This is a genomic window from Gracilibacillus massiliensis (genome assembly GCF_001458115.1).
GTDB lineage: Bacteria > Bacillota > Bacilli > Bacillales > Amphibacillaceae > Gracilibacillus > Gracilibacillus massiliensis.
The window spans coordinates 599,194-618,950 of sequence record NZ_CZRP01000013.1 but is presented as its reverse complement, the minus strand read 5'-3'; the positions used below and the strand labels follow the sequence as shown (position 1 = coordinate 618,950).

At 34.7% G+C, this 19,757-nt stretch carries 17 protein-coding genes; 16 read left to right on the top strand and 1 reads right to left on the bottom strand.

From position 1 onward, the window contains the following. Window positions 1-85 precede the first annotated feature (85 nt). The 15 genes from BN3107_RS15145 (at window position 86) to BN3107_RS15070 (ending at window position 16,851) form a co-directional block, all read left to right on the top strand. On the top strand, window positions 86-1,285 hold the full coding sequence (locus tag BN3107_RS15145; RefSeq protein ID WP_058308473.1) for a sugar efflux transporter: 1,200 nt from the start codon (window positions 86-88) through the stop codon (window positions 1,283-1,285). 432 nt (window positions 1,286-1,717) lie between these two features. Further along, complete coding sequence (locus BN3107_RS15140) at window positions 1,718-2,083, top strand: nuclear transport factor 2 family protein (RefSeq protein WP_082631327.1); 366 nt, start codon at window positions 1,718-1,720, stop codon at window positions 2,081-2,083. 247 nt (window positions 2,084-2,330) lie between these two features. Continuing rightward, window positions 2,331-2,747, top strand: a complete 417-nt coding sequence (locus BN3107_RS15135) for a cupin domain-containing protein (RefSeq protein WP_058308472.1) — start codon at window positions 2,331-2,333, stop codon at window positions 2,745-2,747. An 87-nt stretch (window positions 2,748-2,834) separates the two neighbouring features. Next, complete coding sequence (locus BN3107_RS15130; RefSeq protein ID WP_058308471.1) at window positions 2,835-3,158, top strand: carboxymuconolactone decarboxylase family protein; 324 nt, start codon at window positions 2,835-2,837, stop codon at window positions 3,156-3,158. Window positions 3,159-3,455: 297 nt separating this feature from the next. Further along, window positions 3,456-3,875: a MerR family transcriptional regulator gene (locus BN3107_RS15125; protein ID WP_077065141.1), complete on the top strand. Its 420-nt coding sequence runs from the start codon at window positions 3,456-3,458 to the stop codon at window positions 3,873-3,875. Between the two features lie 130 nt (window positions 3,876-4,005). Then, window positions 4,006-4,761 (top strand): carboxymuconolactone decarboxylase family protein, encoded by a 756-nt coding sequence (locus tag BN3107_RS15120; protein ID WP_058308470.1) that lies wholly within the window; start codon window positions 4,006-4,008, stop codon window positions 4,759-4,761. A gap of 95 nt (window positions 4,762-4,856) precedes the next feature. After that, window positions 4,857-5,264 carry a cupin domain-containing protein gene (locus BN3107_RS15115; protein ID WP_058308469.1) on the top strand — a complete coding sequence of 136 codons (408 nt, stop codon included), beginning with the start codon at window positions 4,857-4,859 and terminating at the stop codon, window positions 5,262-5,264. A gap of 16 nt (window positions 5,265-5,280) precedes the next feature. Next, window positions 5,281-6,147 (top strand): aldo/keto reductase, encoded by an 867-nt coding sequence (locus BN3107_RS15110; protein ID WP_058308468.1) that lies wholly within the window; start codon window positions 5,281-5,283, stop codon window positions 6,145-6,147. A gap of 752 nt (window positions 6,148-6,899) precedes the next feature. After that, the gene (locus BN3107_RS15100; RefSeq protein ID WP_077065140.1) at window positions 6,900-10,292 is read left to right on the top strand and encodes a family 78 glycoside hydrolase catalytic domain; all 3,393 of its coding nucleotides are present in this window, start codon (window positions 6,900-6,902) and stop codon (window positions 10,290-10,292) included. A 67-nt stretch (window positions 10,293-10,359) separates the two neighbouring features. Continuing rightward, window positions 10,360-10,587, top strand: a complete 228-nt coding sequence (locus tag BN3107_RS15095) for a hypothetical protein (RefSeq protein ID WP_058308466.1) — start codon at window positions 10,360-10,362, stop codon at window positions 10,585-10,587. Between the two features lie 120 nt (window positions 10,588-10,707). Next, the gene (gene sipW, locus BN3107_RS15090; RefSeq protein WP_058308465.1) at window positions 10,708-11,319 is read left to right on the top strand and encodes a signal peptidase I SipW; all 612 of its coding nucleotides are present in this window, start codon (window positions 10,708-10,710) and stop codon (window positions 11,317-11,319) included. A 35-nt stretch (window positions 11,320-11,354) separates the two neighbouring features. Further along, window positions 11,355-11,942, top strand: coding sequence for a CalY family protein (locus tag BN3107_RS15085; protein WP_058308464.1), 588 nt, complete (start codon window positions 11,355-11,357; stop codon window positions 11,940-11,942). 456 nt (window positions 11,943-12,398) lie between these two features. Continuing rightward, window positions 12,399-13,445: an autoinducer 2 ABC transporter substrate-binding protein gene (locus BN3107_RS15080; protein WP_058308463.1), complete on the top strand. Its 1,047-nt coding sequence runs from the start codon at window positions 12,399-12,401 to the stop codon at window positions 13,443-13,445. After that, entirely contained in the window at window positions 13,435-15,219 is a 1,785-nt protein-coding gene (locus BN3107_RS15075) for a cache domain-containing sensor histidine kinase (RefSeq protein WP_058308462.1), read from the top strand. Before BN3107_RS15080 ends, BN3107_RS15075 begins: the two co-directional genes overlap by 11 nt. Next, on the top strand, window positions 15,220-16,851 hold the full coding sequence (locus tag BN3107_RS15070; RefSeq protein ID WP_058308461.1) for a response regulator: 1,632 nt from the start codon (window positions 15,220-15,222) through the stop codon (window positions 16,849-16,851). Window positions 16,852-16,977: 126 nt separating this feature from the next. On the opposite strand, the gene BN3107_RS15065 is transcribed toward BN3107_RS15070, so the two are convergent. Then, entirely contained in the window at window positions 16,978-17,841 is an 864-nt protein-coding gene (locus BN3107_RS15065; protein WP_058308460.1) for an AraC family transcriptional regulator, read from the bottom strand. 234 nt (window positions 17,842-18,075) lie between these two features. Here BN3107_RS15065 and BN3107_RS15060 point away from each other — a divergent pair, with 234 nt between their 5' ends. Next, complete coding sequence (locus BN3107_RS15060; protein WP_231735344.1) at window positions 18,076-19,578, top strand: L-fucose/L-arabinose isomerase family protein; 1,503 nt, start codon at window positions 18,076-18,078, stop codon at window positions 19,576-19,578. Window positions 19,579-19,757: the final 179 nt, after the last annotated feature.

Below are 19,757 nucleotides of genomic sequence, written 5' to 3'. Positions count from 1 at the left end.
AAATTAATTAAAAATAAATAGTAAGTTGTTTGATGGTTTTAAAGTGTTTTATTTTTAAAAATGACATTCAGAGGGGGGCTAGTACTTGTTAATACGCTTAAAAAAACTATTTGATATCAAAGGATATAGTTTATTTGCTATTAGTGTGTTGCTGGTTGGCTTTGGAATTTCGATTACGATGCCGTATTTAGCCCTGTATTGTACAGAGGTACTTGGAATGAGTCCAGGAGCCTTTGGCGCTTTCATAGCGATCAGTTCGTTAGGAAGCGTCTTGGTAAATACACTCATCGCAAAACGTTCAGATAGTGGATTGGATCGAAAATGGCTGATTATTACAGCCTTGCTTTCGGCTGCTTTAGGGTATGCTTCATATGTATTGTTTCAAAACTTCTTTATTTTGCTGATCATTGTAACCGTTTTTAGTGGTTTTGGAGCTATTGCTATGCCACAAATCTATGCATACGCACAAGAATCTGCAAATGATAGTAAAACGGATGATAAGACTTTTGCAATATCTACATTACGTTCACTGGTCTCCCTTGGTTTTGTAATAGGGCCTTTAGGTGGTACATTGATTTTGGCAGCTTTAGGATATAAGGGCCTTTTTTTGGGAACATCCGCTATTTTTCTTATAATCGCCTTACTTATGTTCTTGTTTTTGCAAAAACGAACATTTCAGAAAACTACCAAGAAGAAAAAAATGATGTCTCTTAAAAACAGACTGGTCTGGCAGCCGATGATTGCCTTTATTTTTCTGTTTGCGCTTAATGCCGTAAACTCGATTATCACGCCGCTGTTTATTGTAAATGAAATTAATGGTACGCATTCGGATGTCGGTTTGGTAGTTAGTATTTGCGCGGGTTTAGAAATTCCCATCATGATTGCATTTGGTGCATTGAGCAAACAAATATCGAACCATACTCTGCTAATTATCAGTGGTTTTATCGCGCTTAGCTATTTTTCTATCTTAGCTCTATCGACTCACTCATGGCAATTAATGGCAGCACAACTTTTGCAAGCAACTTTTGTGGCGATTGTTATGGGTAATGGCCTAAGTTATTTTATGGATCTGCTGCCTGATTCACCAGGTGTAGCTACAAGCATTTACTACAACGGAACTATTATTGGGAGGTTGCTGGGGAATTTTGGCGGAGGTATGATTGCCCAGTATGTAGGGTATCGTGATGTTTTTTTTGTATGTCTTCTCATTTCGGCCTTATCGATTTTTATCTTATGGACGACAAAATCTGGTAACAAGTCACATGTATCAATCGAAAACCCTTAAATACTATTAATTTGTATCTCTCCATGTTCTCCGTGCAGAATACTAGTTCACTCGGTATGAATTCAAGCTTGAAAGTCAGTAGGATTGTTGTAATTATGGCCAGTATCACGCGAATGATAAAAGGAAAGAAAGACGTTATAGCAGTTAATTGGGTTCCACCCTTTGAGCCCTGGATTATTTTGGTGAGCTAGATTCATTGTTTGTATAATTGTTCAAACATAAAAAAGCTTCTCTTTTTTTTAAAATTTAATTTCTTTGTAAATGATTGTGAGAAGATTAGACAATTATTCGATAGGAATGTGATACCGGTTACTTTTACATATGTTGCATAATTAGACACAGAGCAAATGAGCAACAGTCGAGATTTAAGTGATGGTAATTTATTGAAGGGAAATATGCAAAAATACAAATTTAAAAAGGAATGATACATACATGGAACAAGCAATTAAAGATCTTTCAATGAAGAAATGGGACTGGATGATAGGGAAACGACTAGACAATTTAAGTAATCTTTTTCATGAAAAAGCCGTTTTCGTTCATATGGGAGCTACATTTTCTAAAAATGAGGAAATTGATGTAATTAAAAGCGGTTCTATCGTTTATAAGGATGTAGATATTCAAGAAACATCCGTTCGAGTAATCGATACAACGGCCATTCTTCTAAATAAAGTACAGCTAACAGCGGTTGTTGGGGGCAATGAAGTGACGAATCCATTTGTGGTGACAGAGGTATATGTGCTAAAGGACGATCAATGGAAACTGGCATCAATGTCTTTCACAAGGCTGTTAACATCATAAAGTTATTTGTAGATTTATCTGTAATATATATATCATACAATTTCTATTTTGAAAGATAGAAACCCCAAATAGAGGGGTAAATCTACAAAAATCGCTCTGTGTATTTTTATTATAGTCTATAGTGTAGAGGTTCTGGAATCGAACCAGGATGCATGAGAAAAGTTTGAACAAAGTGTACTTGAAAACGAGATTATTATTAAAAGAATTCGAAAATAGAATCAACAAAATGGAAAGGGTGTGCTTTAGTATGTCCAGTAATCAAGATATAAGCAAAAGTGTAATCTTCCCGAAAGGAGCCAAAGTTCTGAATGACCATTTTATAGGAGCAGCATACCTGGAACTGCTAAACCCTCGTGAAAACACTTTAAATTGTCCCATTGGTAACGTAACTTTTGAACCAAGGGCAAGAAATAATTGGCATAAGCATCCCGGTGGACAGATTCTGCTCGTGACTGGAGGCAAGGGATATTATCAGGAAGAGGGAAAACCCGTACAAGTTCTTTCCGAAGGAGATGTAGTTCAAATCCTTCCAAATGTGAAACATTGGCATGGCGCTACACCAGATAGCTGGTTTACACATATCGCAATAAGTACGAATGTTCAAAAAGGGGACACCGAATGGTTGGAGCCTGTAACAGATGAGAAATATAACATTTTAAAATAATATTTATTTGATTCTTTGGTATCACTGACAGTTGCTTTTTTTTACAGTCAAGCTTAGCTAAAAAATGAAAGAAAGAAGGAATATAAAATGTCTAATTCTAAAGAACCTACTGTTGCACAGAGAAAGCTAGGAAATTTTGCTCCAAAACTAGTGGAATTAACTGATGATGTTTTGTTTGGAGATGTATGGGCGCGCAAGGAGCTTTCTCCGCGTGACCGCAGTTTAATCACCGTTGCTTCTTTATTAACTGGTGGAAATACAGAACAGTTAAATTCCCATTTAAACTTAGCAAAACAAAACGGTCTTTCAGAAGATGAACTTATTGAAGCAATGACTCATTTGGCTTTTTACGCTGGATGGCCTAAAGCGATGTCTGCAATGATGGTTGCTAAGGAACAGTTTTCGGAATAGGTTAAATTTTATATTTTTTTATAAAGATATTATCACACTCCCATTTTGAGAGGAGTAATGTGATAACTTCAAACCTAACATGGTAAAACATAAAATCGACTTTTCATTAGTTGTTTAAACTTCTGAAAAGTCGATTTTTTATATAACATGAAGACAGATATTTTTTGTCTTTTTGCAGAATTACCAAATCGATATGAAGATTTATTTGAGTATAAAATAAATAATGCATTGACTTAGAGTTAACTCTAAGTAATATGATTTATCATAAACATTGTCTTTAAAGCGAGGTGACATAGGATGAAGTACCGTATTGGTGAGTTATCTAAAACAATAGGTATTAGTGAGCATACGTTGAGATATTACGAAAAAGAAGGGTTGATCGTACCAGATCGAGGTATTAATAATATTCGATATTATACAGAAGAACACAAGTTGTGGTCAGAATTTATCCTGCACATGAAAGAAACGGGTATGTCTTTAGAAGATTTAAAAAGATATACGAAGTCATGGGAATTAGGTGATGCTGGTATGCCTGAACTTCTAGAAATTCTTATTAACCACCGGGCAAAAGTAATGGAAAAGCTAGAAACTTATAAAAAAAACCTGGAGTTAGTTAATACAAAAATTGATTTTTATCAAAGCAATTTAGAGAAAAACAAAGCGGCAGACCTTTATGAAACGTTTGTACAAAAGAAAAAGAACGAGGAAGAAATCTGAAAAAATGTAGTTGAAAGCTTGACTTAGAGTTAAGTCTAAGAAATATAATGACACTCATATTCAAAGTCATTTGTTTTTTGCCTTCTTGGAAAATGCAGGAGGAATACACTCAGTTAAAAGGAGGATTGCTATGGATCGTATTGAGAAAAGTAAGGAAAAGTTCAAACATTTATTCGGTGACGGAGTATCAGCAATATCCACTACCGATCCGGATTTCCAGAACATACTGAGCCACTTCCTTTTTGGGGAAGTTTTTTATCAAGGTAATCTGGATGACAAACAGCGTGAGTTGATTACCCTGGTGGTTCTTGCAACTAGCCAAACGTTGCCACAACTAAAGGCACATGTGAATGCTGCACTGAATGTTGGACTAACCCCGGTAGAAATCAAAGAGGCGGTCTACCAGTGCGCACCATACATCGGAATTCCCAAAACACTAAATGCGATCGATGGAGTTAATGAGGTTTTCCAAGCGAAGAATATCGCTTTACCGATTGAAAGTCAAAAGACTGTGAATGAAGATAATCGTTTTGATAAAGGACTTGCTGTACAAGTAGATATCTTTGGTGATGTAATTGCAAAAATGCAGGAAAGTGCTCCTGAAAATCAAAAGCATATCCAGGATTACCTTTCCGCCTTTTGCTTTGGAGATTTCTACACTCGGGGTGGACTTGATTTAAAAACACGAGAATTGTTAACACTTTGCATTATAAGTGCACTCGGCGGAGCTGAAGGACAAGTGAAGGCACATGTGCAGGGTAATAAAAATGTGGGAAATGATAAGGAAACATTGATTGCCGCGATTACCCACTGCCTTCCATATATGGGCTTTCCGAGAACACTGAACGCATTAGCATGTGTTAATGAAGTTGTTCCTGAAAATTAAGAAGTGTTGTTGTGTTTGATATAGCGATCAATAAATTGATTGTAATCCGCCAGTATGACTAGGTAAACAGAAAAAATTTTATTGGAGGAGTTAGAATGGCAAAACATGAAGAAGTAAAAAATGGCGTTATTTTTCCAGTGGGTGAAAAAAATGAAGCATATGCACAATATTTTGTGAGACAAAGTTATCTTAAAAGTCTGGTTTCCGATCCACATGTGAATGTTGGTGTTGGGAATGTAACCTTTGAACCAGGATGCAGAAATAACTGGCATATACATCATGGTGGCTATCAAATTTTACTAGTAACTGGTGGTGAAGGCTGGTACCAGGAAGAAGGAAAGTCTGCTCAATTCCTAAAAGCTGGTGATGTTATTGTAACCCATGATGGTGTAAAACACTGGCATGGTGCTACAAAAGACAGCTGGTTTGAACACATTGCAATCACTGCAGGTACACCGGAGTGGTTAGAACCTGTCGATGATGAAACCTATAACAAATTATAAAAAGGAGATTTTATATATGATTTTAAAAGAAAATTATAATCTATCAAATGGAATTGAGATTCCAAAATTAGGTCTTGGAACATGGATGATAGAAAATGCAGATGTCGCTCAGGCAGTAGTAGATGCTGTGAAAATTGGATATCGTCATATAGATACCGCACAGGCATATGCTAATGAAAGTGGTGTTGGAGAAGGAATTAGAGCTTGTGGTGTGAACAGAGAGGAGTTATTTATTACTACAAAACTTGCTGCAGAAGTAAAGTCATATGAAGAAGCCGTTTCAGCTATTGATCAATCACTAGTGGCGATGGGACTTGATTATATTGATATGATGATTATTCACAGTCCACAACCCTGGATGGAATTCGGTGAAGAAGATCGTTTCGTCGAAGGAAACCGTGAAGCATGGAGAGCTCTGGAGGAAGCATACGAAGCAGGAAAACTTCGCGCAATAGGTGTATCTAACTTTCAAAAAGAGGACCTGGATAACATTCTTAGTGCTTGTAAAGTCAATCCGATGGTGAATCAGATTTTGGCTCATATAAGTAATACACCGAAAGACTTGATTGAATATACGCAAGACCAAGGCATTCTTGTGGAAGCTTATTCACCGATTGCCCACGGAGAATTGTTAAAAAATCAAAAAGTTGTAGATATCGCAGAAAAATACGGTGTTTCTGTACCTCAATTAAGTATTCGTTATGATTTACAGCTTGGTCTTCTTCCGCTGCCTAAAACTGCAAATCCGGAACATATGAAAAATAATGCAGAAGTGGATTTCGTTATTTCTGAAGAGGATATGGAAATACTGAAAAACGTGGAAACCATTAAAAATTATGGTGAGGCAAGTGTAATGCCTGTTTTTGGTGGAAAGCTGAAATAGTAAGTTAGTGAAATATTCTTTATGAAAAAAAATCAAAATAAAATTAATAAATATAATTATCTATTCAAAGAATACTTTTTGTTTAAAAGTTAAAACAATGGGGCGCAATCATAGTAAAAATGATTGCGTCTTTTTCTTCGGCCAGATTATATTACTAAATACTCCCGGTGTAAAAGATTTAGCGTTTGGCAGTGTTACACTTTCCATTAATTCCTCAATCGATACATTAACCTCCTTTTCCGCAATTCTCTCTGAAATCTGCATGACCTCATTTTTGTTAGGTTTTTTTAAAAAACCTTCTTGATTCAATCAAACATTAACTTTCTCTTCTAGAAATCTCCTTCTCTATTTTTAAAAATCTAAAATTTGTCACCCTAAACAGAATATTAAGTCCTATCAATATGTTAAAAACTCTGTCAGTATATTAGATAATTCAAATCTATTATCAGAATTTCGAAGTGAAGGAGGTGATAGGTTTCGAAAATCGTCTAGTAGAAGCAAGAATTAGTTAGTTCCAAACTAGTTAAATTCTGTGAAAGGAGTGTGTACCATCGTTCTTAATAAAGATCAATACGCAAATGTATTTTTGCCAGGGTAATTATTTTCTTCCATCTAAGAAAAAAGCGATGCAAAAATGAAGTAGCATATTTTAAGTTCCGAAAATAATTTAAAAAGCTGTTTAGAAGGTTACCATAGTTAGAAAGCTATGTTGAAGAATGGAAAGTCTATTAAAAGCTAATGAGGTGGATATTATGGAAGAAGGTCAAGTTAGAATTAGAAATCATTTTTTTATGATTTCTATGATTGTGGCTTTGTTAATTCTGAATGTCATTAGTTCAGCAGTCTATGCTGCCCCATCAAAAGATGCAAGTACAACTGCTGAAACAAATACAGAAATTACAGATTTGAGAGTAGAATATAGAACTAATCCAATTGGAGTCGATTCTGAAAAACCTCGCTTCAGCTGGGAGATGGCATCAAACATGCGTGGTCAAAAGCAAACAGCTTATCAATTACTTGTTGCAAGTAGTCCTGAAAAGCTTACACCAAATGAAGCGGATGTATGGAATAGCGGAAAAGTTGATTCCGATGAATCATTGGCAGTTGAATATGGAGGAGATTCCTTTAATCCTACAACACGCTACTATTGGACAGTTATGGTATGGGATAAAAATGAGAATTTAATTGAAACTCCAGAAGCAAATTATTTTGAAACTGGTATTTTAAGCACAGATGGAGTTACAGGATGGGACGGTGCTAAATGGATCTCTATAGATAGCTCAGAGGAAATGGGTGCACCTATGTTACGAAAAGAAACCTCACTAAATGGTGACGTGGAAAGCGCTCGATTGTATATTTCTTCATTAGGAGTTTTTGATGCTTATATTAACGGAGAAAGAGTGGGCATTGTTAACGAAGATGGTAGTACTAGTTACGAGTTACTAGCACCAGGTTGGACAGCTTATCATAAAAATATCAATTACATGTCATATGATGTTACAAGTTATGTTCAAGGCGACGAAAATGTCACTCTTGCTGCTGTTCTAGGCAATGGATGGTACAACGGTGATATATCTAGCGGTGCAGAATATTATAGTCGATCAGGGAACGACCTTGGCTTACTAGCAAAAATGCTAATTACTTACGAGGATGGTTCTTCTGAAACAGTAGTCACCGATACTACTTCAGGCTGGAAAGCTACCAATAATAGTCCTTACACTGAAAATGATATCTATGATGGTGAGACTTATGATGCAACAAAAGAAATACCTGACTGGAATAAAAATGGATTTGATGACTCTAATTGGAACGACGTAAAAGAGCATGATTATACTCAAACTTATCCTGACGCAACAGTTACATCATATAATGGGAAAACAGCACAAATTGTAGATGAGTTAGATCAAACACCAATTTCAGTCACGACTTATGATTCCATAACTAATGAAGAATCAAGTAGTAACGGAGAAGGAGAAATTGAGGTTGATCCTTCTAGAACAGTAACTGATCCTTCAGTTGCAAACGAATATGAAGCAATTATTTCCCAAGGAGATACGGTAATATATGATCTTGGTCAAAACATGGTTGGAGTTCCTCGTATCAATGTAAAGGGAGAAGAGGGCACTCAAATTAGAATTCGTTTCTCTGAAATGCTTAATGATGATAGTCAAGGTGCTGACGGTCCAGAAGGTTCCGTGTATTTAGAAAACCTTAGGGGTGCAGATGCAACAGCATACTATACACTTAAAGGCACAGAGGAAGGAGAAACCTATCAAACTTCCCTTTCATTCTTTGGTTTTAGATATGTGGAGGTTAGCGTAGTTACCCCAGACGATTCCGTAGAAATTCAAAATCTGACTGGTAAAGTAGCGACGTCTGCTGTAGATGTTACAGGCACAATTGAAACATCTGATGAGGATGTGAATCAGCTAATTAGCAACATTCAATGGGGCCAACGTGGTAACTATTTATGGATCCCTACTGACTGTCCTCAAAGAAATGAACGTGCAGGTTGGCTAGGAGATGTACAATTATTTGCTAAAACCGGTTTCTACAACATGGATTCTTACAATTTCATAGAAAATTTCGCGGATAATATTGTTGAAAATCAATATGACAATGGATCTATTCCAGTTACTGTTCCACGTACTCGGTATAGTAGAAATACTAGTCCAGACTCTGGATGGTCAGATGCTGGGGTTATTGTTCCATGGACTCATTGGCAAATGAGTGGAGATACCAGAGTAATAGAAAAGTCATATCCAAGTATGGAAAAGTATATGGATTTAATTTTCGAAATGACGGGGGACACTTATCGTGGTCCGGGAAGTTTTTATGGTGATTGGTTGTCATTCCAAAGAGAAGACGTTAATCAAATGGGAGGGGCAAATCATAATTTAATTAGTGATGCCTTTTATGCTTATGATGCAAAGCTAATGGCGCAGATGGCAGAGGCCCTTGGTTATTCCGATGATGCGGAGAAATACCAAAACTTGTTCGATAATATTAAGAGCGCTTTCATTGAAAACTATATAAAGATTGATGGCGATAGTGGAAGTCTAACATTATTATCCGGAAGTAGAGAGGGAACAGGTGGAGAAGATAATGCTCAAACCTCATTACTATGGGCTTTGAAGTTAGAGATGTATGAAAGTGAAGATCAGAAACAACAAATGATTGATTTGCTCACTGCAAATATTCGTAATAGTGATGAATATAAGGAAGCTAATCCTACAAGTTCTAGGGTGGACTATGCGGAGAATACACTAGCTGTAGGTTTCCTTGGAGTTAATGTGTTAGCTCCTGTCTTAAGTGATCATGGTAATTCAGATTTAGCGTATACACTTCTTTTACAAGATGAAATGCCGTCTTGGTTGTATTCCGTTAAAAATGGTGCTACAACCATTTGGGAACGCTGGAATTCGTACTCTAAAGAGGATGGTTTTGGACCAGCTAGTATGAACTCTTTCAACCATTTCTCTTATGGTGCGATTGGTGAATGGATGTACAGTAATATGTTAGGTATTGCAAATGATCCAGCTAATCCTGGCTTCAAGCACATAATTTTGCAACCCTCCATCGATGGAAATAACCAAATCACTCATGCTGATGGCTCTTTTGATTCATTATACGGTATGATTGAAAGTGGCTGGGAAGTAGAAGGAGAAACATTAATGTATAATACAGCAGTTCCTGCCAATACAACAGCAACTCTTCATCTTCCTGTTGGGGATATAACTAGTGTTAAAGAAAGCGGACAACCAGTTAGTGAAGTGGAAGGAGTAAAATTTGTAGAGTATAAGAATGGAAAAGCTATTTATGAACTTTCTTCTGGAAGCTACAATTTTACTACGAATCTAAGTAATGAGCCAGGAACAGTGGAAAATATTGATGAATTACATGCACTCGTTAGTCAGTACACGCAATCAGGTTATATATCTGACGAGCAGTTCGCACGCACTATGGATACTCAGTTAACTTCTGTTAAATTGTATGAGGAAAGCGGTGAAACAGAAAAATTGATCAAACACTTAAACAACTTTCTAGCATTGCTTGATTATGTGAAGCAACAAGGGTCCATTTCTGATGTCCCTTATAATGATCTCAAAACTGGTGCAGAATATTTAGTTAACAACCAGCAATAAACTGAACCTTCTGTGGTAGGTTGAAATCTATCGCAGAAGGGTTATAAAAACGGAGGTGTTGGATTTATTGGGGGTAATTCGTTTTAGCCAAATAAACCACATCACTAATAGAGGTTGGACTGCCTTTTTTATCCAATTACTTGCGATGTTATATTTGATATTTCTGTTGGTATGTCAATTATCGTCTCCAACTATAGCGTATTATAATAATAGCCAAACAGTTGGTATTAATATAACATTTGTTGATCAATTAGTAGACACAAAGGGAAATGATGAAATCAAAAATTCAAAATAGTGAGATGCTAGCAGAAAGTAAGGCGTATAAGGAATAAATAATTTGGTATTAGACTTATAGGAATGCTAAAAAATATTTATCTTTCTATATAACTTGTAAAGTATCGGAGTGTTATTATCCATGAATTGGAAAATATTATTTGGTGTAATAAATAAAACTATCACAGGTATAATGTTTATCGTGTTAATCTTCACTGTAATCGCTGTGATATCTGTTCGGATTTCAGGTGGGGAACCAACAATATTTGGATATCAATTGAAAACAGTGTTATCTGGATCAATGGAACCTGAGATTCAAACTGGATCGATTATTGCAATCAAAACAGGTGGTGATATGAGAAGGTTTGATGAAGGTAATATTATTACTTTTTGGTCAAAGGATAACATCCTAATCACTCATAGAATTTTTGAAGTGTCAGGAGATGGAAAACAGTATTTGACAAAAGGCGATAATAATGATGGGCCAGATATAGAACCGGTACTTTCACAAAATATAGTAGGGCAATATACAGGATACAATTTACCGTTCATTGGGTATATAACGAACTTCACTCACACAAAGCAAGGTGTTGTATTATTAATTATACCCGGTGTTTCCTTACTCATCTATTCAGCTCTCAATATAAGACATGTGCTACGACATTTTGAACAACAAGAAAAAGCAAAAAAAGAGCAAAATTATGTGGTATCGTCACAAACAGAATTTAAAAATTTTAATAATGAACAAAAATAAACTAATATTAGAAGATAAATTAGGAGGAAGAAAAAATGGATATTAAAAAGAAATTAGGAATAAGTGTTGTAACTGCTGCATTAGGGCTTTCATTAATTGGTGGAGGTACATTCGCATATTTTAGTGATAGTGAAATAACAAACAGTTCATTTGCAGCTGGTACTTTGGATTTAACTGCTGAGCCAACAGAAATCATTAATGTCGATAATCTCAAGCCAGGTGATCAAATGATTCGTACGTTTGAATTGCAAAACAGCGGTACATTAGATATCGCCAAAGTTCTTTTGGAAACGGATTATGAAGTAACCGATGTACAAAATGACAATAGCGAAGATTTTGGTGAACACATTCAAGTGGAGTTTTTAATGAATCTAGATAAATTGGATGAAGTTGTATATCAAACAACATTAGCAGATTTGAAATCAATGACTCCTGAAGCTGTTGGAACATCTATCCTGGGACCAATACTGGGTGAAGACGGACTTGAAGCAGGAACAATTGATGACTTGTCCGTTAAATTTATCTTTGTTGACAACGGCGAAGATCAAAATGAGTTCCAAGGTGATACTTTAGAGCTTGAATGGACATTTAATGCTCAACAAACTGCTGGTGAACAAAGATAGAATTATAACCATGCTGTGCCTAGGGTAACAATATCTATGTTTACAATGTTGTTGCCTTAGGTTTATTGATTTGTTCTTTTCCTTTATTCAAAAAATTCCCAAAGAAACGTTTAAATCTGAATGTCCATTTGTTTGTTAGGGTTATTATATAATAGTCTCACATCTATTGAAACAGTCTCTTCTAATTAAATGGAGGGGCTGTTTTTTATTGAAGGTAAATAACTTTAAAAATGGATTGACTTATGCTCTTTCAATAATACGATAAATAATTAATAAAGAAAAAATAGAAAATCCTCATAAATACAGTATGTTTGGTATAATAAAGATATGGACCTAGAGTATTACCAAACAATAAGAACATTGAGCCATTAATATAATTATGTAGTTAGGAATAAAAGATAAATAAAATATAGAGGGAGTAAAATCTTTTAGCAATACTAACTGGAGGTGAAATATATGCGAATAAGTTATAAGACACTCATAATTGTGGTGTTTGTGTTTGTAAGCGCTTGCTCCACTAAAGGTACGAGTAAAGAACCTTTCCATGTCATTTATTCTGCTGAGGAAGAAGTGGTGGAAACCAGCGTTCAACATAATGAAGAAATTAAAATAGCAGTTGTTCCAAAGGTTGTCAATATTCCATATTTTAATGCAGTTGAACAAGGGGTAAAACAAGCAGCAATAGATCTCCAAGTAGAGGTTATTTATCGAGGACCGACGGTTGCAAATGCCGAGCAGCAAATTGTAATTATTGAGAATTTATTACGAAGTGAATCTTTAGATGTACTAGCAGTATCCGCCAACGATCCTGAAGCATTACTGCCTGTAATGGAAAAAGCTGCAAACAGTGGAGTGCAGGTGATAACTTGGGATTCTGATACATTAAAAGAAGGAAGATCATTCTTCATTAACATGGTTCAAGATGAGACATTAGGAAGACATTTAATGGATACATTGGCATGGCATGTCGATGAAAAAGGGGAATTTGCGGTTATGACAGGAGCTGATTCTGCTGCCAATTTACAAGAATGGTTGTATTGGATTGAACAGCAACATCTGCATTTTTATCCAGAGATGGAATTAGTGGATATTGTCCCAACAAATGACGATCCACAGCAGGCATATGCTGTTGCAAAACAGTTACTAGCAGATCACCCAGATTTAGATGGAATTATTGGTAATTCTTCTGTAGGACCTCCTGCAGCAGCACAAGCTGTCAAAGAAGAAAATAAAATAGGTGAAGTAGCTATTGTAGGGCTATCTTCTCCCAATCCAATGAATGAATACTTAAAGAAAGATATCGTTCAAGTGGTTACACTATGGAGTCCCAAAAAATTAGGTTATTTGACGGTAGCTCTAAGTAAACAATTTGCTAACGGGATTGAACCGATTGATAATCAACAGATTTCGAGTGTTGGTAAAATAAGCGTAAACGAAGACATAGTAATAATGGGAGAGCCGATTGATTTTACCAAGGAGAATGTAGATCAATATGATTTTTAAATATTTTCGTAATAGTAAATTAATGTCTAAATTAATGATAACGTACATTATATTAACGGTTATACCCGTATCCATATTGGGTTATATTGCATATAAGCAATACACTTTGTCTATAGAAAACCAAGTGGGAGAGTATATACCAAAACTACTAGAACAGGCAAATATCAATATAAACAATCAACTAAATGACTATCGTTCCTTGCCAGACTCTTTATATAACTCTTCTGACGTGATCGAAGTGTTAAGGAAAGATGCCTATCAAAATAATTCTGCTTTGTTTCGGGACGAATTTTTAGTAAATAATGCATTATCAAGAATGTATATGACAAATGGAAACTCAGATATTTTAGGTGTTTTCATATTAAGCAATAATCGGCTTTTTCAAAGTACAAATAAAACAGAGACAGGATTTCAGACTGAAGAATTTTCTTCCTTTCTGGGAGATACCTTTGACTTGAATGGTGGTACAGATTTTATATTACCAAACCAAACAGACTTAAAGTTTGAAAATAATCCTCCATTTTTACTTATGATGAGAGAGTTACGAGATTATGAAAACCAAGAAAATTTAGGTACTATGTTTATTGCTATACGATTAGATTTTATTGAAAGAGCAATGAAAGGCTTGACCGCAGACCGTGATCCATCTATTTGGTTAACGAATGGAAGCGGAAATATAATCTATCACAGTGATTCAGATAAAATAGGTGAAATAGATACCAAATTCTCGCAATATCCTAAAGTTAATGGGAGCTTTAGAACAACCAATTGGCTGGAGAATGATTTAATAAGTAGTTATAAGTTCCCCTCTGTTAATTGGTATTCTTTTCATAAGATACCGCTTCGTGAATTAATGGAAGACACTAACCTTGTTCGAAATGGAACGATTATTGTTTTTATTATAATTGTAGTTTTAAGTACGATTATATCCGTTTTATTAGCTTGGAATGTTTCTAATCCATTAAAAAAATTAACTGTTTTAATGAAGCGTGTAGAAAAAGGGGATTTTAAAGTTGATTTACCAATGGATAAGAAAGATGAAATTGGAATACTTGCTAAAAGCTTTAATTCAATGATACAAGAAATTGAATATTTAATTAGAGAAAATTATCAAATTGAATTGAAACAAAAAGATGCTGAACTTTATGCTTTGCAGTCACAAATCAACCCTCATTTTATGTATAACACTCTAGAAACGATAGCATATGCGGTAGAGGAAGAAGAAAAAGACGAAGTAGTAGAAATGGTAACCATTTTAGGGAGAATGTTACGCTATTCTATCAATAATAAAGAGAAAACTGTATCCATTCATAAAGAATTAAGCCATACAAAAGATTATTTGACCATACAACGCTTTCGCTTTGAAGACCGAATAGAATTTTTTATTGAAACAGATGTGGATGCTGATGAATATGTCATACCCAAATTCATACTGCAACCTGTGATTGAAAATGCTATCAAATATGGTTTAGAACAGTCAATAAAAATCCATATTGAAGTAACGATCATTGTGAATGAATTGGATGAATTAGAAATAAGAATAAAAGACAACGGACCGGGTATGACTGAAGCTGAGCTAAAACAAATTCATCTAACATTAGATCAAAATCCAATGAAACGAATGTCCCAGTTTGGCTTATTAAATGTTCATGCACGTATAAAGATGATGTATGGAGATTCATATGGTTTAGCGGTAAATAGTCATGAGGGAAAAGGCACAACTGTCGTTTTACATTTACCATTAGACGATGATAGAAAAAAAGGGGTGTCCTAATTGCACAAAATTAATATATTGATAGTTGATGATGAACCAAGATTACGAAGAGGTATAGAGAGGCAAGTTCTACAAGCGAATGAAGATTTTGAGGTGATTGGTAGTTTTAGCGATGGGATAGAATGTTTAAATGCAATAGAAACAAAGGATACATCTTTTGATTTGTTAATAACCGATGTTAAAATGCCAGAAATGGATGGATTAACGTTAATTAAAAAATTAAAACAAAAGCATTCGTTTTTGTCGGTTGTCATAAGCGGGTTTGATGATTTTAAATTTTTGCAAACTGCCATACGTGAAGGTGCAAGTGATTATCTTATAAAACCGATTGATCGCAGTGAGTTTCGCTCCCAGCTTTTGATGTTTCGAGATAAAATAATGAAAAAAAGAATGGAAAACAAAAAGCTCAGAGAGATAACTAAAGATGCGGAACAGAGTAACTATTTAAAACAAATTCAGTTGTTACAAGAAATCACTAATGATCAAAAACAGGATATATCTCAGATTGATTGGACGAAAGAATTTCCTAAAGGTTATTACCTTTCATTTTACGTATGCATAGATCAAAGAGGTAATAAAAGAAAAAAATATAGTGATCAAGAGTGGGACAATTGGATTTTTGCTATTGGAAATATTATGGATGAAATGCTTCAGGAAAGAAAAAATAGACACTTAGGATTTGGTTGGAAATGGATAGAGAATAAAAGTTCTTGGTGGGTAATGTTACATTCTAATCAATTAATAGATTTCGATTCACAAGCTCAAACATTTGCTACTCGATTATTAAGCAATATTAGACAATTTACAATGTTTAGTTGTACGTTAGCAATGAGTGACCCGTTTGACCAATTGCCTCTATTACAATCCTTAAAAGTTCAATTAAAAACAGCGATTAAATTTCGGATTTTCGATGGCGGTAATCAAATTATTACTGCGAATAATGTAGCAACAATAACAAATCATAAAACATTTGTTCAAGACCCACAGATAGTTCACCAAATTGATCAAATTGTGCTTGCACTCCATCATACTGAACGTGATCAAGTTCAAAAACATTTAACAATCTATTTAAAAACCATAAGTGCGTATAAACATCCGATGGATATAGAGAAAGCACTCCATTTGTTAGCTGTTAAAGTGTGGAGTGAACTAAACTCATATACGATCGGTTTAAGCAGTGAAGCATTTCAAGATGTTTTCTCTGTAATGGAAAATATAACGAGTTTGCCAGAGTTGAAAATAGAGGTATGGAATTGGATGGACCGTTTAATGGAAATTTCCGAGTTATCAAAAATATCAGACCATGAAAATCAAGTTGAAAAGGCGAAAAAATGGGTGATAAAAAATCTGGATCAACAAATTACTATTGATCGTATAGCGGACCATGTATATATGAACCCCACATACTTTTGTCAACAATTTAAAAGTGATACCGGAGAAACGGTTCATGAATTTGTGACTAGACAACGAATGAAAGAGGCAAGACGATTGTTGAAGGAAGAACACTTTAAAATATCTGAAATTACAGAAAAAGTAGGTTATCATGATACAAAATATTTTAGTAAGTTATTCAAACAGTATTACGGTGAGACCCCTTCTAGGTATAAAGTGACTTTAAATATGAAAGTATGAAGGCATCAACCTTCATACTTTTTTTGCGTTTGAATGGAAAATTTAGAATTTACAAGGTTAAAGTAAGTTTCAACATTTGTTAAAAGAAGGTGCGAATGTTAATTTTTTAAGGGTGAAGAAATATGATTATTTCCAGCTTTTCCGAAATTTCAGTGGTGTAGTGCCTACTCTTTTCTTAAATAAATTAATGAAATGGGTAACATTGTCAATCCCAATTTCGAATGCAATTTCATTTATGGATAAATTCGTATATTTTAATAGATCCTTTGATTTATTAATTCTTGTTTCAATCAAATACTCGATCGGAGAAATACCTACTGATGTTTTGAAGTTTTTTACTATTTGATATTTGTTTAATTTACATATTTTCGAGAGATCATCCAATGTGATTCTTTTTTTATAATTCTCTTCTAGGTACGATTGAATATCAAAAATATAGGATGGTATTTCTGCTTCGTCATGATATTTCGAACGATTTTTTTCAACCAATAATAGTGTCAAAAGATTCATAATTTCCCTCGCAGTTATTATTTCAAGAGTTCGGGTCTTATGTTTTTGTAAAGCTATTATTGTTTGGATAATATTTTTAGCTGTATCATCTTTCACGGACGTACATATATGAGCATCTTGTGAAAAATCCAAATAATAATCCTCTACCTGTTTACCATTGATATGAACCCAGTAAAATTCCCATAATTCTTTACTAGTTTTGTAAAATTGATAATTTCTACAATCTATAAAACTTAAAGTATAGGGTTCTAAGATGAATTCTTCATTTTGATAATAAAGTTTCCCTTCTCCTTTTACGGTAAATATAATTAAGTAGGATTCAACGTTATGTCTTTCAGTATAATAAGAAGAATATGCTTTAAAGTGACCAATTTCTTGAATGTGTAAATATGAATTCACAGTATGTTTTGATGGGTTTAGCGTCATTCTTAAGGAATCTTCTGTCCAATCAAAAGATCCGTTATCAATCCAAGCTCCCATAATATTTCTCCTTTCGTTTTTTAGTTATAACGGTGAAATCGTCCGTAATACTTCCACTGATTGAAGTCTCTCTTTATCACAGCGCTAATCGTCTCTAATACCCCCACTGATCAAAGTCTCACTTTATGCAATTCATTATACCAAGATACTATTATTTTTTCTCAATATAACTCGATGTTATTCATAGTGAAACCGTATACAATTAAGGTGAATTAATAAGTTAGGAGGATGACATTGAATCCGTTAAACACTTTAAAAAAGTATGATAAACCAAAGATAGGTCTTTACTCAACAGGGTTAAAAGCCTATTGGGGGCAATTTCCAGGGTTAAAGAAAAGGTTGGAGGGATATGGTAAATTTATTGAAAGTAAAATGAGTGAATGGGGTGAAATATTTAATTATGGGTTAATTGACTCAGAAGAGAAAGGAAGAGATGCTGGTAATTATTTCAATGAAAACAGTGTAGATATTATATTTGTGCATGCGGCAACCTATGCAACTAGTTCTATGATTTTGCCGATTCATCAACGTTCCAATGCAAAAGTGGTTATGCTAAATCTTCAGCCGAGTAAACAATTAAACTACAAAGAAACAAATACAGGAGAATGGTTAGCTCATTGCGGAGCTTGTCCTGTTCCAGAATTCGCCAATGCCCTTAACCGTTCTGGCATTGAATATAAAGTAGTTAGTGGATTGCTAGGTCTTGAGAAATCACCGGAAATGTCTGTTGCAAATGAGGTTACAAAAGATGATCCAAAGGCAATACGAGCCTGGACAGAAATTAGAGAATGGATTCAAGCAGCTCATGTAAAAAATGTACTTAGTAATGCTAAATTTGGCTTTTTAGGAAATACCTATAATGGAATGCTTGATTTATATAGCGATTTCACCATGATACAGGCACAAACAGGCATTCAAGTGGATGTATTAGAAATGTGTGACCTTGATGAGATTTTACCTACCATTAAAGAAAATGATATTAACCGAAAAGAAAGACAAACATTGGAAATGTTTTCAATTAGTGAAGGTTCACCTTCAGAACAACTTGCGAAAAAACCAACTAAGGAAGCTTTGACTTGGGCATACCATGTAGCAGCTGCTCAAGAAAAGTTGATAAAAGAAAGAAACTTGGATGGGTTTACTTATTATTATCATGGAGCTCCTGGAAATGCATATGAAAAGCTGCAAAGCGGATTTATTTTAGGCAATTCTCTGCTTACCGCTCAGCATGTTCCTGCAGCTGGTGAAGGTGATATAAAAACAAATATTGCAATGAAAATATGCGATGTTCTCGGAGTTGGCGGAAGTTTTTGTGAAATTGTCACAACAGACTATGTAAATGAAACCATTTTATTAGGACATGATGGTCCTTTTCATTTGGAAATCTCTAATGGCAAACCGATTTTAAGAAGTATGGGACTCTATCATGGCAAACAAGGAAGTGGTGTTTCGGTAGAGGCAAAAGTTAAATCTGGTCCTGTTACAACCCTCGGACTGACACAAACAGGTGATGGAAAATTAAAGTTGATTATTAGTGAAGGTGAAGCAACTGATGGAGAAACAATGAAAATAGGAAACACGCAGACACATGTGAGATTTAATACAGATCCAGATAGCTATTTTGAAAGATGGTTTGAAGAAGCACCAACACATCATTGCGCAATGTCTATAGGGAATAATGCGAATTTGTTTAAAAAAGTTGGAGATTTATTGGGGATAAAAACAGTTATTATTTAAATTACAAAAATTTCAAGTTAAATATATGAAAAACTTACTAGATTGTTCACATATAAAGTTGAAAATACTCAGATAGTTTCATTTAAATAGAAATATCCGAAATTCTTCCCCCATATCAGAAATATGTCTCCTACTTTTCAATATAAATATTTCTTATAATACATGTAACCGGATACAAG

Excerpts from the sequence above, each read along its gene's own strand:
- BN3107_RS15075 (WP_058308462.1), top strand. The coding sequence starts at position 13,435 with ATGATTTTTAAATATTTTCGTAATAGTAAATTAATGTCTAAATTAATG.
- BN3107_RS15115 (WP_058308469.1), top strand. The coding sequence starts at position 4,857 with ATGGCAAAACATGAAGAAGTAAAAAATGGCGTTATTTTTCCAGTGGGT.
- sipW (WP_058308465.1), top strand. The coding sequence starts at position 10,708 with ATGAATTGGAAAATATTATTTGGTGTAATAAATAAAACTATCACAGGT.
- BN3107_RS15130 (WP_058308471.1), top strand. The coding sequence starts at position 2,835 with ATGTCTAATTCTAAAGAACCTACTGTTGCACAGAGAAAGCTAGGAAAT.
- BN3107_RS15065 (WP_058308460.1), bottom strand. The coding sequence starts at position 17,841 with ATGGGAGCTTGGATTGATAACGGATCTTTTGATTGGACAGAAGATTCC.
- BN3107_RS15080 (WP_058308463.1), top strand. The coding sequence starts at position 12,399 with ATGCGAATAAGTTATAAGACACTCATAATTGTGGTGTTTGTGTTTGTA.
- BN3107_RS15110 (WP_058308468.1), top strand. The coding sequence starts at position 5,281 with ATGATTTTAAAAGAAAATTATAATCTATCAAATGGAATTGAGATTCCA.
- BN3107_RS15120 (WP_058308470.1), top strand. The coding sequence starts at position 4,006 with ATGGATCGTATTGAGAAAAGTAAGGAAAAGTTCAAACATTTATTCGGT.
- BN3107_RS15085 (WP_058308464.1), top strand. The coding sequence starts at position 11,355 with ATGGATATTAAAAAGAAATTAGGAATAAGTGTTGTAACTGCTGCATTA.
- BN3107_RS15125 (WP_077065141.1), top strand. The coding sequence starts at position 3,456 with ATGAAGTACCGTATTGGTGAGTTATCTAAAACAATAGGTATTAGTGAG.
- BN3107_RS15140 (WP_082631327.1), top strand. The coding sequence starts at position 1,718 with ATGGAACAAGCAATTAAAGATCTTTCAATGAAGAAATGGGACTGGATG.
- BN3107_RS15135 (WP_058308472.1), top strand. The coding sequence starts at position 2,331 with ATGTCCAGTAATCAAGATATAAGCAAAAGTGTAATCTTCCCGAAAGGA.
- BN3107_RS15100 (WP_077065140.1), top strand. The coding sequence starts at position 6,900 with ATGGAAGAAGGTCAAGTTAGAATTAGAAATCATTTTTTTATGATTTCT.